Below are 16,732 nucleotides of genomic sequence, written 5' to 3'. Positions count from 1 at the left end.
GCGCCGATGGAACTTCCCGTCAATCACTTCAAGCGGAAACTGAGAGCCGGTGAAAGCCAGATCGGTCTCTGGTGCGGCCTTCCCGGAAGCTACGCGGCAGAAATCGTCGCGCCGTCAGGCTTCGATTGGGTGCTGTTCGATACCGAGCACTCTCCAAGCGACGTCCTCACCGTCCTGCCGCAATTGCAGGCGGTCGCGCCTTACGACGTTTCCCCGGTCGTACGCCCGGCATTCAACGATCCGGTGCTGATCAAGCGCTTTCTGGATATCGGCGTCCAGACGCTCCTCGTTCCCTATGTGCAGAACGAAGAGGAAGCGAAGGCGGCGGTCGCCGCCATACGGTATCCGCCGCACGGGGTTCGCGGGGTCTCCGCCTTGACGCGCGCCACCCGCTTCGGGCGCGTGCCGAACTACGCGCGGATTGCCGAACAGGAGATCTGCCTGCTTCTGCAGATCGAGACCCGAGAGGCACTCGGTCGGCTGGAGGCCATCGCAGCGACCGAAGGCGTCGACGGCATCTTCATCGGCCCCGCCGACCTGGCGGCTAGCTTCGGCCATCCCGGCCAACCGGGGCATCCCGAGGTGATCGCGGCGATCGAGGACGCGATCGGACGTCTGAAAATTCTTGGAAAGCCGGCAGGCATCCTCACGCCGGACGAGTCGTTCGCAGCCCGTTGCATTTCGCTCGGGACGTTGTTCACCGCCGTTGGCGTAGACGTCGCCCTCCTTGCGAGAGGATCGGAAGCGCTCGCATCTCGGTTTGCATCTTAGGGAGTTCGCGCCGATGTCGACGCGGAAGAAGGTTCTGTCCGAGATAGCGCCCGCGGGCGTAATCCGGGCCGCCGTCAACATGTCGAATGCAGCATTGGTCCATTGGGACGATCAGGCCGGCGCCTTGGTCGGTCCAAGCGCTCGGATCGGCCACCAAATTGCCGAACAGCTGGATCGCAGAGTGTCGCTGATCCAGTACGGTTCGGCCGCCGACATCCTCGCGGCTGCGGATCGCGGCGAGTGGGACATTGCTTTCATTGCCTCGGATCCCTCGAGAGCCGACCGGTTTTCCTTTTCACCTCCCTACATCTCGGTCAGAGCGACCTATTTGGTGCCGGAGGACTCAGCGTTTCGAACGGTCGGAGACGTTGATGCTGAAGGAGTGCGGATAGCCTCCGCAAGAAGCGCCGCCTATACGAAGCAGCTCGAACGTATCCTTGAAGAAGCCACTGTCTCGCTTACTGACAGCCCGGCAGCTGCCATCGATCTCCTTGTCGGGTCGCAATGCGACGCGGCTGCGGGATTGACCGAATTCCTCGTTCGGACGTCGGAGCGGATTTCCGGCTTCCGACTGGTGGAGGGAGCGTTCTCCGAAATTCCCCAGACGATCGCCGTGCACCGAAGATCCATTTATGCCTCGGCCTTCTTTGCGGACTTCGTACGGCGTCTGGACGAAACTGCTGCGGGAGACGTTCACATGGCCGGCGACGGTGAAGAGAATCTCCCATGATGGCGGCATGCGGAAATGGGTCGAGCTCCTTCACGGAGCAATTCAACACAACCACGTCCCCCTCAGTCTACGCTGCCGACGGAACCCAGCCCTCAAGTCGGCAGCTTGTTCTGATCCGGAGATGCAAAGACCGACGCCGGCATCGGACCTGACGTCATCAGCGTGAAATCAAAGGGTGCCTTGAGATCTGGCCCCAGCACATATTGCCGGTGGACGCGCAGCTGGTCCTTGCGGATCTTCCGGTAGTGCTCGCCCGTCAGCATCTGCTTGACGCGGATAAGAAGGATCTTCGCCGGAGGCGCGTCCGCATGGCCTGCGACGGCAACGACCGGCACCTTGTAGAAATTGATCGAATCCGTCAGGCATTGAACGTCAAGCCAGGAGATCTCCGGGCAGCGGGCGATCAGGCCGACGCGGGCGCGAAGCAATGTTGCCGATGACAGCAGGGCGCATTGCAGAATGGCGCTGCCGAGCGTGGCAAACACGACGCGCCTGCCCTTGAAAATCTCCGGCTCCCTTTCAAGCAATATGCCGATGACATGGGCGGCGACGCTCGATCCCATGCTGTGCGAGGAGATCACGTACTCGTCCGCCTCCTCGGCGAGAGACTTGCGCACCGCAGTCGCCCGCTCTTCCAGCCAGTCGTTGAAGTCGGCCCGATCCATACGGCCGAGCGCCACTGCCATTTCCCAATCGGCAAAAAGGTGCAGCGTATGGAAGCGCTCGGAAAAAGGCAGGAAGGCGAAGATGAAGAAGCAGAGCGCCAGTGGCCCGCTCCAGAGCACGTGCCAGGCGGAGAAGCCGAGACAAAAGGGCAGGATAACCATCTCGGCGGTCAGCGCGATTGCCAGCGCCGTCAGCAGGAACGGAAAGAGGAAGAACAGGCCGAAACGCCACGCATGCCTGAAATATCCCCGCATGCCACCTTCAAGCATGATCTCGGCGCAGCTCCGAAAGCCTGCAATGATCCGGCTCAGCATGTTGCGCCCACGCAGCCTGCGCACGAGCATGTCGTGATCAACCATGTGGATCCGGCTCATCGTCCACCAGCCGGCGGAACCGGTCTCCGCGGCAGACGCCGTTTCGCGCGTTCCTGCGCTGCCCGTCGTGACCTCGAAGCTGAGAGGATCGCTTCCCGCCTCCGGCGCGCCGGTTTCGACGGAGTAGCCCCAGGCGGCCGCACTCTGTCTGGCGGAGCGTTCGTACCGCGCCCTATGGGCAAGACCGTCGAGCGGCTCGAAGCCCGGGAAATGCAGGACGACCCGCTTCTTTATCAATGTCATTCCGCTGTTCCGGCCGGGCAAATAGCCGGCATATTGCTGCAAACCACCTGCTGGCCGCCGATATAGCGAAAAAGCAGGTATGATTTCAAAGCCGTCTTGCTAACCGAACTCATCCGGAATTCAATAGCGAGCACGTCGTTTTTCAAAGCGAACGGAGGGGTTTTGTGGCCGATCTTGTAAAAGAACTGATATCGGGTGTCGTCGACAGCGTGCTGAAGGAAATCCTGAAGAAGACCACCGGTCGCGTCACGACGAAGCGCAGGAGGCGCAAGGCCCGCCCCCCCGCGACGACGACGGCTGGCCGGAAGACGGCCACGGCCAAGCGCAAGCGCGCCCGCAAACAGGTCAGCAAGCGCCGCACCGCCGCCGGCCGCAGCCGTCAGCGTGGCGTCTGAGGCGCGAAGCAGACTTCCGACCGTAACGCGACGGCAACAATCGCAAAGTGGTCTGACCGGATAGTCTTTTTTTGGCTGCGGCGGCTGGAATTCCTGCTGTCACATGCTATCTAAGGGAAACGATTGAAACGGCGGGCCTTTAACTCGCCTGTTGAAAGGATCAAGTCCCATGAGCGGCATTCACGAATTCATCGACAACGAAATCAAGAGCAACGACGTCGTCCTCTTCATGAAGGGCACGCCGCAGTTTCCGCAGTGCGGGTTCTCCGGCCAGGTCGTGCAGATTCTCGATTACATCGGAGTCGACTACAAGGGCATCAATGTGCTCGCCGATTCGGAAATCCGCCAGGGCATCAAGGATTATTCCAACTGGCCGACGATCCCGCAGCTCTACATAAAGGGCGAGTTCGTCGGTGGCTGCGACATCGTCCGGGAAATGTTCCAGGCTGGCGAGCTGCAGCAGCATCTCCAGGAAAATGGCATCACCGTGCGCGGCGCCGCCTGACCTGACCGGTCACCGGGCGTCCGCCCGGTTTCCAAATCTGTTTCTCGAGTCCGAGGCGCTGCGGTGAGCAGCGCCTTGGCCTGTTTATGGGAATTTCATTGTGACAGATTCATTACAAGCCGTGTCCGCGGGCCGCCTGCCCATGGGCAAGCGTGAGTTCATCGCGCTTGCCGCCTTCCTGATGGCCATCAACTCGCTTGCCATCGACATCATGCTCCCGGCCCTGCAGCAGATCGGCGCGAGCCTCGGCGTCGAAAGCGAGAATCACCGGCAGTTCGTCGTCTCGTCCTATCTGCTCGGTTTCGGCTGCGCCCAGCTGTTCTACGGTCCGCTCTCCGACCGTTTCGGCCGTCGCACACCGCTGCTGATCGGTCTCGTCGTCTATATCGTGTCCGCCATCGGAATCGTTTTCGTTCCCTCCTTCGCCGGGCTGCTGGTGCTGCGCTTCATCCAGGGCGTCGGCTCGGCCGCCACCCGCGTCATCACCATCTCCATCGTCCGCGACATCTATGGCGGCCGGCAGATGGCGGAAGTCATGTCGCTCATCATGATGGTCTTCATGATCGTGCCGGTCATTGCGCCGGGTACCGGCCAGGTCGTCATGTTCTTCGGCAACTGGCACCTGATCTTCCTCTTCATCGCAACAATGGCAACGGCGATCGGCGTCTGGGCCTATGTCCGCCTGCCGGAAACCCTGCATCCGCAGAATGTCCGCCCCTTCACCGCCCGCGCGATCTTCGGCGCCTTCAAGCTGGTGCTGACCAACCGCGTGGCGCTCTGCTACACCATCGCCAGCACCTTCATCTTCGGCGCGCTATTCGGCTTCATCAACTCCGCCCAGCAGATCTATGTCGGCATCTACGGCCTCGGCGTCTATTTCCCGTTCGCCTTTGCCGGCGTGGCGATCTTCATGTCGCTGTCGTCCTTCTTCAATTCCCGTTTTGTCGGCAAGCTCGGCATGCGCCGCCTGTCACACGGCTCACTCCTCGGCTTCATCGCCATCAACACCATCTGGCTGATCGTCCAGACGGCAAGCTCCGAGCCGATGCCGTTTGCGCTGTTTATCTCCTTCTTTGGCCTCGCCATGTTCCAGTTCGGCTGGATCGGCTCGAACTTCAATTCGCTTGCCATGGAGCCGCTCGGGCACGTCGCCGGCACCGCCTCCTCCGTTCTCGGCTTCATGAGCACGGTCGGCGGCTCCCTTATCGGCGCCGGCATCGGCCAGGCCTTCGACGGCACGGCGCTGCCGATGGTGGCCGGTTATTTTGCCGTATCGATCGTCGGGCTCGTCTTCGTGCTGATTGCTGAAAAGGGCCGCCTCTTCCATCAGCACAACCCGGCCGTTTGAATGGCCGGTCCCTTCCGCATCCAGGATTTCACCACATGACGCCGCCGCATAAACCGCACCAGGAAAACCAGGGTTCCCGCCGCATCGGCATGGGCTTCGGCGAATTCGTCGTCACCATCGCCATCATGACCGCCAGCATTGCCATGGCAATCGACAGCATGCTGCCGGCATTGCCCAGTATCGGCCATTCCCTCGGCGTTACCAACACCAACGATGCCCAGCTCATCATCGGCGTGTTCTTCCTCGGCTTCGGCGTCTCGCAGATATTCTTCGGCAGCCTTTCCGACACATTCGGCCGCCGCAATATCCTGCTCGGTGGCCTCGCCTGCTATGTGGTCGCGATGTTTGCCGCTGCCGCAACAGCGAGCTTCGAAATGCTGCTCCTCATGCGCTTCGTTCAGGGCGTGGGCGGCGCGGCCGTGCGCATCACCACCATGGCCATCGTCCGCGACTGCTTCGGCGGCCGCGAAATGGCCCGCGTCATGTCCTATGTCATGATCGTCTTCATGATCGTGCCGATCGTCGCCCCTTCGGTCGGCCAGCTCATCATTCTCTATGCCAACTGGCACTGGATCTTCATCCTGCTCGGCGCCGTCGCCAGCATCCTGTTCGTCTGGGCTCTTCTGCGGCTGAAGGAATCGCTTCCTCCGGCAGAACGCCTGCCGCTGTCGGTCGGCTCGGTCGCGGACGGCCTCAGGACCGTGCTGACCAACCGCATCACCTGCGGCTACATGATCGGTCTGACCATGTTCACCGGCGTCATCAGCGCCTATGTGATTTCCGTGCAGCAGGTGTTCGGCGAGGTCTATGGCCTCGGTGACTGGCTGCCGATCGCCTTTGCGGCGACCGCCGGCGGCATTGCCGTCGCCAATTTCGCCAACGGCTTCTTCGTCCGCAAATTCGGCATGCGCCGGATCTCGCATGCCGCCCTGCTGATCTTCACGGCACTGTCGGCTCTCGGCTTCGTCATCGCCTTGGCGGGCACGCCGGATTTCACCACCGCCTATAGCATCTTCACTATCGTTCTGATGATGTTTGCGGTGATCGCCACCAATTTCACCGCCATCAGCCTCGAACCGATGGGCAATCTCGCCGGCACGGCGACCGCCATCACCGGCTTCGTCTCGACGACCTTCGGCGCTATTCTCGGCGGTCTGGTCGGCCAGATGTTCAACGGCACGGTGCAGCCGCTCTTCGGCGGATTCGCGCTGTTCGGTCTGGTGACGATCGCAGCCACGCTGTGGGCTGAGAACGGCAAGCTCTTCACCCATCCCGGCGACAGTCCGCAGCTCGATCCGGGCGCCGCCCATTTCTGAGGCAGGTGAACCGGATCAATTCAAGGCGGTCTTGATGGACGAGCGAATTCTGATCAGGCCTTATGCGCCGGGTGACGTGGACGCCACAATCGAGATTTTTCTGCGCTCCATCCGGGAAGTCTCGTCGAAAGACTATTCCGCCGCCGAGATCGAAGCTTGGGCGAAGGTGGAAGATCGCAGCCTATGGGCAAAGCGAAGGATGAGCAGACCGGCCTGGATGGCAGAGATCGCCGGAAACCCTGTGGGTTTTTCAGATCTCACCAGCGATGGGTGCGTCGACATGATGTTCGTGCACCCTGGCTATCAAGGGGTCGGCGCAGCAACCCGCCTATTGGGCCGGGTCGAAGAAGAGGCTCTCAGGCTGGGGTTTCGCCGAATACATACGGAAGCAAGCAGAACTGCTCGCTCGTTCTTTGAACGCAAAGGATTTCGCGTGATAACCCGGCAAATCGTCGAGAAGCGCGGACAGGGCCTGGAAAACTTCCTGATGGAAAAATTCTACGCCTGAATTGTCATTTGCGACCGGCTTTGCGACGGCCGGTCGCATAGATTTAGATGGTAACGACCTCACGCCGTAGCGTATCCCACGATGCCTTGTCGGGCGCAATCAGCAGTCCACCGTCGAGATGCTGCGGCAGGTAGGGCGAGCCGTCGAAGCGGGCGGCATACGCGCCGGCCTCCTGCGAGATCAGCGTGCCGGCAAGATGATCCCAAGGCATCAGCTTGTTGTACATCAGGTAATGGACGTGCCCGCCGGCAAGGGTGCGGTATTCGTGGGCAGCACAGCGGTAGTTGGTGAGGAAACGCACCTTGGCGAGATTGCCAAGGACCTCGGCACGCTTCGCCACCGGCAGGTAGCCGGTCGAAGCCATGCCAACCATCTGGTCGAGCGCGACAGGGTCGGCGACCTGCAGCCGCTGCGCCTCGCCATCCGGCCTGCGCAGCCAGGCACCACCGCCCTTCTCCGCCATCACCCAGTCGTCGCCCATCGGATCGTAGATAATGCCGGCAATGGTCTCGCCGCCTGAAATGACCGAGGCCATGACGCCGAAGGCCGGGATGCCGGCGGCGAAGTTGAACGTTCCGTCGACCGGATCGACTACGATCGCGAGATCGGCATCGGCAAGCCTGCCAAGCAGGGTCGGATCGGCCGCGACCGACTCTTCCCCGAGGAACAGCGCGTCCGGCCAGCGCCGTTGCGCTTCCGCTTTGATCATCCGCTCGGCCTGCTCGTCGGCCTCGGTGACAAGATCGGTTGCCTCGCTCTTGGCGCGCACTTCATCCCGACCGAGCCGGCGGAAGCGCGGCAGGATCTCGGCCTTCGCCGCGCGGCGCAAGAGATCGGCAAGAGCGGTCACGTCAACGCTTGTTGTCATATCAAATCCTCTCACTTCGGCCGAGGCCTTATATCAGATGCCGACGATCTCGCGCCTGATCAGCTGCCAGCTTTCCTTGTCAGGCGCAGAGATGATGCCGCCGACCGTCTCGCCCGGACGATAGGGCGTGCCATCGAATTTCGCCGTGTGGCCGCCCGCCTCCTGATGCGCGAGCACGCCCGCCAGGTGATCCCAGGGCATCAGCTTCGCGTGCCCGATGAAATGCATCTTGCCAGACGCGACCATCCAATATTCATAGGCCGAGCAGTTGAAAGCGAAGGTCATACGCGCCTTTGCCATGTTGGCGCAGATGCGCGAGCGATCGGGCTCTTCCATATGGCCCCACGACATGCCGCCGACCATCTGGTTCAAGGCGGCAGGCTCAGCCACCGTCAACCTGCTCGATTGCCCGTCCTGGCGCGTCAGAAAGGCGCCCGCCCCCTTGATCGCCGTCACCGTGTCGCCGAGAGCGGGATCGTGAATGATGCCGGCGACGGTCTCGCCCCTGACGGTAACCGCAAGCATCGTTCCGAAAACGGGAAGTCCGGCGGCAAAATTGAACGTGCCGTCGACAGGATCGATGACAAAGGCAAGCTCGGCATCGGCAAGCGCCGGCACCACCGATTTATCGGCGTCATAGGCTTCTTCGCCGACGACGAGTGCAGAGGAAAAGCGCTCTTTCAGGGCCGCGGTGATCCGGTGTTCGGCAAGCAGATCCGCCTGCGTCACCAGATCGGTTGCCGAGGTTTTTTCCGAAACATCCGTGTCGCCGAGGTTGCGAAAACGCGGCATGATCTCCGCACGCGCCGCCTCCTTTACGCATTCGCCGAGAAAGAGAATATCCTGATCTGAAATAGTCATGCGAATTGCTGTCCTTCATGCAAAGAGCCAGCCTGCTTAGCCGCCCTTTGATGAAGGATCGGTGACGCCAAGGCTGGAAAAGTCGAAGAGCTTCGGATCGAGCAGATGCGACGGGTTCACATGCGAAAGCGCCCGCAGCATCGTGTCCTTGCGTCCAGGCATGCGCCGTTCGATATCGGCGAGCGTGTCCTTCATCGCATTGCGCTGCAACCCGTCCTGGGAGCCGCAGAGATCGCAGGGGATGATCGGGAACTGCATGGCGACGGCGAACCTGGCAAGATCGTCCTCGGCGGCATAGGCGAGCGGCCGAAGCACCATCAGGTCGCCCTCGTCGTTCAGAAGCTTTGCCGGCATGGAGGCAAGTCGCCCGCCATGAAAGAAATTCATGAAGAAGGTTTCCAGAATATCCTCACGGTGATGGCCGAGCACCAGTGCGTCGCAGCCCTCCTCCCGCGCGATCCGGTAGAGATTGCCGCGCCGCAGCCGCGAACAGAGCGAGCAATAGGTGGCGCCTTCGGGCACCTTTTCCTTCACGATCGAATAGGTGTCGCGATATTCGATCCGATGCCGGACGCCGATCTTCGTCAGATAATCCGGCAGCACATGCTTTGGAAAGTTCGGCTGTCCCTGGTCGAGATTGCAGGCGATAAGCTCGACGGGCAGCAGCCCGCGCCATTTGAGATCGAGCAGCAGCGCCATGAGACCGTAGGAATCCTTGCCGCCGGAAAGGCCGACCAGCCAGCGTTTCTGCCCCTTCAGCATGTCAAAGTCATCGAAAGCCTCACGTATTTGCCTGAGCAGGCGCTTGCGCAGCTTGTTGAAGGAGACCGAACGTGGCGCATCGGCAAAGAGTGCCGGGCCGGCGCCATCGTCGATTTCGCCAGTTTCCGGATCATCAGCGATGTTGGCTGCGATATTCATTGCTCCGTCCTATCGAAGGTCTGCCTGCCTTAGCAGAAAGTCATCCGGCAACACAGCCTCAATCGCCGAAAACCGACCAGCCGGTGCGGGCCGCAAGCATCTCAAGCGCCACGGCGCCAAGCTGCGAATTGCCAACCTTGTTCAGCCCCGGCGACCAGACCGCGATCGAGGCAATGCCGGGCGCTACCGCAAAAATGCCGCCGCCGACGCCGCTCTTGCCGGGCAGGCCGACATGATAGGCAAAGTCGCCCGAACCGTCATAATGGCCGCAGGTCAGCATCAATGCATTGATGCGCCGCGCCCGCTTCGGCGAGACCACGGAATGACCGGTCATCGGATTGCTGCCCCGCGCCGCCAGGAACAGCCCGGCGCGGGCCAACTGCTCGCAGCTCATCGCGAGCGCGCACTGATGGAAATAGACTCCGAGCACGTGATCGACGGGATGATCGAGATTGCGATAGGCGCGCATGAAATTGGCAAGCGCAACATTGCGGTAGCCGGTCTGCGTTTCCGACCGCGCCACCCTGTCGTCGATGGTGATCGACTCGTCATCGGCGAGATAACGCACGAAACGCAGCAGCTCGCCGATCGCCTCGCGCGGCGCATGGCCGGCCATGACAACGTCGGTGACGGCGATCGCGCCGGCATTGATGAAGGGATTGCGGGGAATGCCGCTCTCGTGTTCGAGTTGCACAATCGAATTGAAGGCCGATCCCGAAGGTTCGCGTCCGACGCGTTTCCACAGTCCCTCGCCGACCTTGCCGAGGGCCAAGGTCAGCGTAAAGACCTTGGATATGCTCTGGATCGAAAAGGCGATATCCGCATCGCCGACACGAAAGACCTGACCGTCGACGGTGACGATCGCCATGCCGAACTGCCGCGGGTCCACCTTGGCAAGCTCGGGAATATAGTCGGCGACCTTGCCCTCGCCGATACGCGGCAGGATATCGCTGTAAATGCTATCGAGGGTCGCCTGCAAATCCGCCATCGCTTCTCTCCGAATAACAAAAAAGCCGCCCGGAAGAGCGGCTTTTCCATATGCGAAAACGCCTGGTTTTTGTTAACGCGAATAGAATTCGACGACCAGATGCGGTTCCATGACGACCGGGAACGGAACGTCGCTGAGGGTCGGAACGCGGCCGTAGGTGGCGACCATCTTGTTGTGATCGACTTCGATATAGTCGGGAACGTCGCGCTCGGCGAGGCTGACGGCTTCCAGAACAGTCACGAGCTGCTTCGACTTTTCGCGAACTTCGATGACGTCGCCGGCCTTGCAACGGTAGGAACCGATGTTGACGCGGACGCCGTTGACGGTGACGTGGCCATGGTTGACGAACTGACGGGCAGCAAAGACCGTCGGAACGAACTTGGCGCGATAGACGATCGCGTCGAGGCGCGATTCCAGCAGACCGATCAGGTTTTCCGAGGTGTCGCCCTTGCGGCGGGCGGCTTCTGCGAAGATCGCGCGGAACTGCTTCTCGCGCAGGTCACCGTAGTAACCCTTGAGCTTCTGCTTGGCGCGCAGCTGCACACCGAAGTCCGACAGCTTACCCTTGCGGCGCTGGCCGTGCTGGCCCGGGCCGTATTCGCGGCGGTTCACCGGGGACTTCGGACGACCCCAGATGTTTTCGCCCATACGGCGGTCAATTTTGTATTTGGACGATTCGCGCTTGCTCATCGTATTTCCTTTCAAATGTTTATGGCGGCTTGTTGCCAAACCGTGCGAAGGAAACACGCCCTCCTCTGACCTCTGCCGAGGCCTGACAGGATGTTCCGGTTACGCGAACAGGAACGATCCACGGGACATGTCAAATGAAACACCGGACATTGCTGCCCGGTGCTTGGCGCGGTCTTTAGAGGCCTGCTATGAAAATGTCAACTGAGCCAAAGCCCGAAAACGCCACTATTCCGCAGCCAGAGGCTGATCGCCCGTATCCGGCGCGTTGGCGTCGCCTGGAGCCGTCTGACAATTCATGTCGGGAAACGCCACAATGCGCTTGCCGGAGAAATCCGTATGCACGACGACGATACCCTGCTCCTCGAAATAGCCGAGCAGGCGCCGCGCGCGCCGCGCCGAATGTGTGCCATAGGCGCGGGCAATGCGCGCATCCGACGGGCACGCCTCAGCGCGGACGGCGGCCTTGGCCAGCATCAGGAAGACACCCTGCAAATCGTCGGTGACGCCCGCCGACAGCGACAGCGCCGTCGCCCACTCATCGCTTGCCGCTGTTGCCGCATCGACGCCAGAGCGCGAGATCGCCACGCGCCGGCGGAAATCCGGCAGCGCGATCGGCGGCCCCGGCACGCGGCGCATGCGCAGCCGGACAAGAAAGTCCTGATAGAGCACGGAATCGGTGCGGAAGGCGGATGCGGGATCGTCGAGTATTTCGGCAAGCACACCGGCAAGGCGCTCCTCCCGTTCCTCGGCGGAGATCTCCGCCTGGCTCGCCCTCGTCTCCACCGGCGCTGGGGATGTGGCTGGCGCTGAGCGCGAGAGTTCGGCCAGGATATCGGTCGTCGGTCTCGGCGCCGGCGGTGCGCGGCGCACGAGCGGGCGCTGAAACTCTTCCGGGTCGGGCGTGAAGATCAGGTCCTCGACATCCTGCGGCGCATCCGGCAGCGGCATCAGCTTCGGGCTCGATGAGCGCGCCGAGGTCTCCACCGCGCCGATCTGGATCGGCAGCGGCCGGCGCGACAGGGCCGGCCCGAGAGCGACGAAATTGCCGCGCTTCAGATCGCGGAACATTTCCGCCTGGCGCCGATCCATGCCGAGCAGGTCGGCGGCGCGCGCCATGTCGATATCGAGGAAGGTGCGGCCCATCAGGAAGTTCGAGGCTTCGGCCGCGACGTTCTTGGCGAGCTTCGCGAGCCGCTGCGTTGCGATCACCCCGGCAAGCCCGCGCTTGCGGCCGCGGCACATCAGGTTGGTCATCGCGCCGAGCGACATCTTGCGCGCATCCTCCGAAACGTCTCCGCCGACCGACGGCGCAAACATCTGCGCCTCGTCGACGACCACGAGGACAGGATACCAATATTCGCGATCGGCATCGAACATGCCGTTGAGAAAGGCGGCAGCCGCGCGCATCTGCTGCTCGATATCGAGGCCCTCGAGCGTCAGAACGCAGGAAACTCGATGCTGGCGGATGCGGTTGGCGATGCCTGCCAGTTCCGCCTCGGTGCGCTCGCCGTCGACGACCACATGGCCGAACCTGTCGCTAAGGGTGACGAAATCACCTTCGGGATCGATGATGACCTGTTGCACCCATTGGGCGGACTGCTCGAGCAGGCGGCGCAGGAGATGCGATTTGCCGGAGCCGGAATTGCCTTGCACGAGCAGACGGGTCGCCAGCAACTCCTCGATATCAAGTGTCGCCGGAGCGCCGGACGCCAATCCCATATCGATGCCAACCTGCAATGCTGATCCTCGCGGCGAAGAGACTCACATGAATGAAGCGCCATTCTTCCGAAACGGCAACGCTCCGTCTATCAAAGAATGGACAGTTTTTCAGGGCCGGATTTCGCCAACCCACAGGACAATTCCGCTCATGCCCTCAAGCCGAATCCCTGCATCAGCCGCCGCGTCGCAAAATCGGGATTGCCTGACATGAAGACTGCAAAGTCGAAATTATCAGGATGCACTGCATCGGCAACCAGCGGCACCAGCGTGCGGGCGCGCCGCGCGATTGCCTCGGCTGGATCGAGCCAGTCGACCGGCCAGGGCGCAAGGCGGCGGAAAAGATTGGCCATGAAAGGATAGTGTGTGCAGGCAAGCACCACGATATCTGTCTTCTGGCCGCCCTTCTCGACGAAGCACTGGTCGATCTCGGCAAGCACCGCCTCGTCGGAGACGGCGTCACCACGAATATAGGCTTCGGCCATGCGCGCAAGGTTTTCCGAGCCGACAAGCCGCACGTGGCATTGCTGCGCGAAGGACTGGATGAGGTCGCGCGTATAGGCGCGCTTGACCGTCCCCGGCGTCGCCAGCACCGAAACCAAACCTGAGCGCGTCCGCTCCGCCGCCGGCTTGATCGCCGGCACTGTGCCGACGAAGGTCATCTGGGGAAAGGCGGCCCGCAGGTCGGCGCCAACGAGCGTGAAGGCGGTGTTGCAGGCGATGATACAGACTTCTGGATCGTGCTCCTGAAGCAGCTTGCCGAAGAGCCCGATGATGCGCTCTTTCAGCGCCTGCTCTTCCCACCCCCCATAGGGAAAGCCCGCATCATCAGCGACATAGATGAAGCCGCGTTCCGGCATTAGCACACGCACCTCGCGCAGCACGGTCAGCCCGCCTATGCCTGAATCAAAGATGAGGACGGGTTTCAGCTCATTGGTCGGCGCTGTCATCGGTTGGCGCTTCCTTGCCGGATCTGGTGAAACCGCCTTTGCGCGGACTGTTTCGCGAAAAGCGATCGAGGGAGGAGATGACGCCGCGCAGCACGCTGATTTCCTGTTCCGTGAAGGCCCGGCGGGAGAGAACAGCGCGAAGGTTGTCCACCATTTTCGGCTTTTTCGAGGGCGGATGGAAATAGTTGCGCGAATCGAGCGCTTCTTCCAGCTGGTCGAACAGGCCGAAGAGCTGCTCCTTTGTGGAAGGCCGCTGCCCGAGCGCCTGGAACGGCACGGCTTCCAGATCTTCCATGCCGGACTTCATCCATTCATAGGACATCAGAAGCACGGCCTGAGCAATATTCAGCGACGCGAAGGCGGGATTGACCGGGAAGGTCACGATCTCGTCAGCCAGCGCCACTTCCTCATTGGTCAGACCCCAGCGCTCACGACCGAAGAGAATGCCCGTTGCCTCGCCTGCCCGGAACTTTGTGCGCAGCGTTTGCGCGGCAAAGACCGGGGAGCGCACCGGCTTATAGTTGTCGCGGCTGCGCGCCGTCGTTGCATAGACGAAATTGAGATCGGCGATTGCCTGCTCCAGAGTGGCGTAGACCTTCGTCGCTTCGATCACGTGATCGGCCTTGGAGGCGGTCGCCTGCGCTTTCTCGTTCGGCCAGCCGTCGCGCGGATTGACGAGACGCAGTTCGGCCAGGCCGAAATTCGCCATGGCGCGTGCCACCATGCCGATATTCTCGCCCATCTGGGGCTCGACCAGAATGATGGCCGGCCCTTCGGCCACAAGTTGACGCTCGCTGTTCGTGCCTGCCATAGTCTTATCCCTGTTTCGAGCGCGCAATAGCCTCGCCCGACGCAAACGGCAAGGTGTCTGCCTGCGGATAGAGCCTTTCCAGCGCCGAACCGATCATCTCGAGCCCCACCCGGGCGCCTTCTCGCGACACTGGCAAATGCCGCCCTGTCGTTCGCGACGCCTTGCGCCTGACGAAGAAACAAGCAGAGCCGCGCGGCGCCGCGTCAGCGATCAACGCGAGATCCGCCGCGATCAGCCTCTTCTGATCATTGTCGGCAGGCGGTGCTTCGTAGCTCCTCGCCAGGATGCGCGCCCAATAGGTGCAGGAAAGAAAGATCGCCAATGTCTGGCGGATCTGGCCGGGCCGCGTCACCACCGACCAGGAGGAGCCAAGCGGGCGAGCCGCCACCGTCACGTCGCGATAGCAGGCGTCGATCTTCTGCGACAATTCGATCAACTCGAAACCGCTCTTGCCCGCGCCGATTGCGCCTAGCAGCTCGCGCAGCGCCTGGAACCAACGGGCGAGCGCCGTATCGAGCGCGCCACGCGTGCGCGCCGGGAAAACGACGAAAGCGACTGCCGTTCCGGCCGCCGCGCCGATCATCGTCTCCCCGATGCGCAGTTTGAGCAGATCGAGCGTCAATACGCCGGTCATGCCGTAGACCAGACAGAGCACGATCGAAACGAAGAAGGTCATCGTCGCGTAGGAAACCTGCAGGAAATAGAAGGCGAGAAAGATGCCTATGGCCATGACCGGAATAGCGACACCGGGCACGCCCGAAATCAACGTCGCCAGGAGGAGGCCCATGGCGATGCCGAACACCGTGCCGAGCGAACGCGATAACGCTTTCATGGCTGTATCGCCGCGCGAATTGGTGTTGGTAAAGACAAGGAAAGAGGCAAGCACCGCCCAAAACCAGCGCTCGCGCGACAAGAGCAAACCAAAGCCCATGGCGATCGCCGAGGCGAGCGTGATCTGCAGCGCTGAACGCAACAGCGGATTGGCCAGCGAAAAATCGATCGCCTGAACTTGCGCGATATCCTTGGCCGCATCAATGCCGGAGAAACCGGATGCCCGTCCCTTGTTGATCGCCTCGACCAGTTGCCGCCGCGCTTCGCCCAGCCAGAGCAGCGCCCGTACGGTTTCGCCCTGCGGCTGATCCTTGATGGCCTCGGCCATTCCCTCATATCTTTTGAGTTCCGCCGCCTCAGCCTCGATCACCGCGTGAACGAGTGCAAAGGGCGGTGGACTCTGGAAGCTCAGCACGATAGCGCTTTCGGCGGCAAGATGCGCGTCGAAGAGCCGGATCGCCAGCTCCGCAGCGGGATCGGAAGCGCCGTCGAAGACGCCCGCTGATGGGCGCGGGATGAAGGTCTCGGCCATCAGCACCACTTCCTTCAGCCGGTCTTCCAGCTGGCGCAGTTCCTGCCGATCGGCATCGCCGATGTCGCCACTGGCGGCAAGGGCAGCGAGCTTGAAGAGGATCTGATTGATCCGCCCGCTGACACTTTCGAGCGAGCGCAGCAGATCGCGCCGCCAGTCATCAGGTAGAAGCACCACCCTTACCACATGGCCGACAAGCACGGAGACGACCGGCCCGATCGTCACCTCGGGCAGTTCGGCAAGCGGCGGCTGGAAATAGGCCCCCATGAAATAGGAGGTGAAGGCGAACATGCCGATCGCAAATCCGCGCGGCCCGAACACGCGGCCCGCCGATGCGAGCAGGATGATGACGAGAAAAACGAGGTCGGAGAGAACGCGTTGATCCTCGAGCCCTGCGGCAATGGCGACGACAGCAAGGCTTGCGGCGCAGCCGAACAGCCGCGTCACCAGCTGGCGCGCGTTGCCCTTATCGCGCACCGCCACCCCACCTTCGATCGACAGCACGATGCCGAGGCCAAAGGCCGCCGTCGGCAGCGGCAAGATGAAAGCTTTTATCGCAAGCAGGGTCAGGAACACGAGGACGATGGTCAGCGTCACCCGCGAGGCCATGCGCAGGCGCGAAAGCGCCGGATCATTGGCATGCAGCCAGTCGCGGAACTGAAAACGGGAAAACAAATGCATGAGCCCCTCATGCCATGAAGCATCGAT

At 61.9% G+C, this 16,732-nt stretch carries 17 protein-coding genes; 7 read left to right on the top strand and 10 right to left on the bottom strand.

Annotated elements, in window-relative coordinates; genetic code table 11:
* Positions 1-6: 6 nt before the first annotated feature.
* Together hpaI and HJC04_RS28315 are read left to right on the top strand one after the other, a co-directional pair.
* Positions 7-771, top strand: coding sequence for a 4-hydroxy-2-oxoheptanedioate aldolase (gene hpaI, locus HJC04_RS28320; RefSeq protein ID WP_210631144.1), 765 nt, complete (start codon positions 7-9; stop codon positions 769-771).
* Between the two features lie 13 nt (positions 772-784).
* The gene (locus HJC04_RS28315) at positions 785-1,501 is read left to right on the top strand and encodes a transporter substrate-binding domain-containing protein (protein ID WP_221147629.1); all 717 of its coding nucleotides are present in this window, start codon (positions 785-787) and stop codon (positions 1,499-1,501) included.
* A 92-nt stretch (positions 1,502-1,593) separates the two neighbouring features.
* On the opposite strand, the gene HJC04_RS28310 is transcribed toward HJC04_RS28315, so the two are convergent.
* Entirely contained in the window at positions 1,594-2,784 is a 1,191-nt protein-coding gene (locus tag HJC04_RS28310) for a hypothetical protein (protein ID WP_210631142.1), read from the bottom strand.
* A gap of 164 nt (positions 2,785-2,948) precedes the next feature.
* Here HJC04_RS28310 and HJC04_RS28305 point away from each other — a divergent pair, with 164 nt between their 5' ends.
* The 5 genes from HJC04_RS28305 (at position 2,949) to HJC04_RS28285 (ending at position 6,856) form a co-directional block, all read left to right on the top strand.
* On the top strand, positions 2,949-3,179 hold the full coding sequence (locus HJC04_RS28305; RefSeq protein ID WP_221147628.1) for a hypothetical protein: 231 nt from the start codon (positions 2,949-2,951) through the stop codon (positions 3,177-3,179).
* Between the two features lie 169 nt (positions 3,180-3,348).
* Complete coding sequence (gene grxD / locus HJC04_RS28300) at positions 3,349-3,684, top strand: Grx4 family monothiol glutaredoxin (protein ID WP_210631140.1); 336 nt, start codon at positions 3,349-3,351, stop codon at positions 3,682-3,684.
* 142 nt (positions 3,685-3,826) lie between these two features.
* Positions 3,827-5,032 carry a multidrug effflux MFS transporter gene (locus HJC04_RS28295; protein WP_210631619.1) on the top strand — a complete coding sequence of 402 codons (1,206 nt, stop codon included), beginning with the start codon at positions 3,827-3,829 and terminating at the stop codon, positions 5,030-5,032.
* Positions 5,033-5,067: 35 nt separating this feature from the next.
* A complete protein-coding gene (locus HJC04_RS28290) occupies positions 5,068-6,348 on the top strand; it encodes a multidrug effflux MFS transporter (RefSeq protein WP_221147627.1) in 1,281 nt (426 codons plus the stop codon).
* A gap of 34 nt (positions 6,349-6,382) precedes the next feature.
* On the top strand, positions 6,383-6,856 hold the full coding sequence (locus tag HJC04_RS28285) for a GNAT family N-acetyltransferase (RefSeq protein WP_221147626.1): 474 nt from the start codon (positions 6,383-6,385) through the stop codon (positions 6,854-6,856).
* Positions 6,857-6,899: 43 nt separating this feature from the next.
* Here the strand turns inward: HJC04_RS28285 and HJC04_RS28280 are convergent, their stop codons facing one another.
* From HJC04_RS28280 to HJC04_RS28240, 9 genes are all read right to left on the bottom strand, one after another.
* On the bottom strand, positions 6,900-7,724 hold the full coding sequence (locus HJC04_RS28280; RefSeq protein ID WP_221123377.1) for an inositol monophosphatase family protein: 825 nt from the start codon (positions 7,722-7,724) through the stop codon (positions 6,900-6,902).
* Positions 7,725-7,757: 33 nt separating this feature from the next.
* Positions 7,758-8,585: an inositol monophosphatase family protein gene (locus tag HJC04_RS28275; protein WP_210631136.1), complete on the bottom strand. Its 828-nt coding sequence runs from the start codon at positions 8,583-8,585 to the stop codon at positions 7,758-7,760.
* 36 nt (positions 8,586-8,621) lie between these two features.
* Positions 8,622-9,506: a tRNA 2-thiocytidine(32) synthetase TtcA gene (gene ttcA / locus HJC04_RS28270; protein ID WP_221147625.1), complete on the bottom strand. Its 885-nt coding sequence runs from the start codon at positions 9,504-9,506 to the stop codon at positions 8,622-8,624.
* Positions 9,507-9,564: 58 nt separating this feature from the next.
* A complete protein-coding gene (locus tag HJC04_RS28265) occupies positions 9,565-10,494 on the bottom strand; it encodes a glutaminase (protein ID WP_210631134.1) in 930 nt (309 codons plus the stop codon).
* Positions 10,495-10,566: 72 nt separating this feature from the next.
* Positions 10,567-11,184, bottom strand: a complete 618-nt coding sequence (rpsD, locus tag HJC04_RS28260) for a 30S ribosomal protein S4 (RefSeq protein ID WP_064685423.1) — start codon at positions 11,182-11,184, stop codon at positions 10,567-10,569.
* A 225-nt stretch (positions 11,185-11,409) separates the two neighbouring features.
* The gene (locus HJC04_RS28255) at positions 11,410-12,921 is read right to left on the bottom strand and encodes an ATP-binding protein (RefSeq protein ID WP_221123378.1); all 1,512 of its coding nucleotides are present in this window, start codon (positions 12,919-12,921) and stop codon (positions 11,410-11,412) included.
* Between the two features lie 128 nt (positions 12,922-13,049).
* Positions 13,050-13,850 carry a glutamate racemase gene (gene murI / locus HJC04_RS28250; RefSeq protein ID WP_210631132.1) on the bottom strand — a complete coding sequence of 267 codons (801 nt, stop codon included), beginning with the start codon at positions 13,848-13,850 and terminating at the stop codon, positions 13,050-13,052.
* The gene (locus HJC04_RS28245) at positions 13,831-14,661 is read right to left on the bottom strand and encodes an RNA methyltransferase (RefSeq protein WP_210631131.1); all 831 of its coding nucleotides are present in this window, start codon (positions 14,659-14,661) and stop codon (positions 13,831-13,833) included. The genes murI and HJC04_RS28245 overlap by 20 nt, the downstream gene beginning before the upstream one ends.
* Positions 14,662-14,665: 4 nt before the next feature.
* The gene (locus HJC04_RS28240) at positions 14,666-16,705 is read right to left on the bottom strand and encodes an FUSC family protein (RefSeq protein ID WP_221123379.1); all 2,040 of its coding nucleotides are present in this window, start codon (positions 16,703-16,705) and stop codon (positions 14,666-14,668) included.
* Between the last annotated feature and the right edge of the window lie 27 nt (positions 16,706-16,732).

Origin of the sequence: Rhizobium sp. NLR8a, assembly GCF_019685235.1 — a bacterium.
Classification (GTDB): domain Bacteria; phylum Pseudomonadota; class Alphaproteobacteria; order Rhizobiales; family Rhizobiaceae; genus Rhizobium.
The sequence above is the reverse complement of the archived record's forward strand: the minus strand, read 5'-3'. Positions and strand labels throughout refer to the sequence as shown.

Coding starts and splice junctions, on each gene's coding strand:
- hpaI (WP_210631144.1), top strand. CDS start 7: ATGGAACTTCCCGTCAATCACTTCAAGCGGAAACTGAGAGCCGGTGAA.
- HJC04_RS28315 (WP_221147629.1), top strand. CDS start 785: ATGTCGACGCGGAAGAAGGTTCTGTCCGAGATAGCGCCCGCGGGCGTA.
- HJC04_RS28310 (WP_210631142.1), bottom strand. CDS start 2,784: ATGACATTGATAAAGAAGCGGGTCGTCCTGCATTTCCCGGGCTTCGAG.
- grxD (WP_210631140.1), top strand. CDS start 3,349: ATGAGCGGCATTCACGAATTCATCGACAACGAAATCAAGAGCAACGAC.
- HJC04_RS28295 (WP_210631619.1), top strand. CDS start 3,827: ATGGGCAAGCGTGAGTTCATCGCGCTTGCCGCCTTCCTGATGGCCATC.
- HJC04_RS28290 (WP_221147627.1), top strand. CDS start 5,068: ATGACGCCGCCGCATAAACCGCACCAGGAAAACCAGGGTTCCCGCCGC.
- HJC04_RS28285 (WP_221147626.1), top strand. CDS start 6,383: ATGGACGAGCGAATTCTGATCAGGCCTTATGCGCCGGGTGACGTGGAC.
- HJC04_RS28280 (WP_221123377.1), bottom strand. CDS start 7,724: ATGACAACAAGCGTTGACGTGACCGCTCTTGCCGATCTCTTGCGCCGC.
- HJC04_RS28275 (WP_210631136.1), bottom strand. CDS start 8,585: ATGACTATTTCAGATCAGGATATTCTCTTTCTCGGCGAATGCGTAAAG.
- ttcA (WP_221147625.1), bottom strand. CDS start 9,506: ATGAATATCGCAGCCAACATCGCTGATGATCCGGAAACTGGCGAAATC.
- HJC04_RS28265 (WP_210631134.1), bottom strand. CDS start 10,494: ATGGCGGATTTGCAGGCGACCCTCGATAGCATTTACAGCGATATCCTG.
- rpsD (WP_064685423.1), bottom strand. CDS start 11,184: ATGAGCAAGCGCGAATCGTCCAAATACAAAATTGACCGCCGTATGGGC.
- murI (WP_210631132.1), bottom strand. CDS start 13,850: ATGACAGCGCCGACCAATGAGCTGAAACCCGTCCTCATCTTTGATTCA.
- HJC04_RS28245 (WP_210631131.1), bottom strand. CDS start 14,661: ATGGCAGGCACGAACAGCGAGCGTCAACTTGTGGCCGAAGGGCCGGCC.
- HJC04_RS28240 (WP_221123379.1), bottom strand. CDS start 16,705: ATGCATTTGTTTTCCCGTTTTCAGTTCCGCGACTGGCTGCATGCCAAT.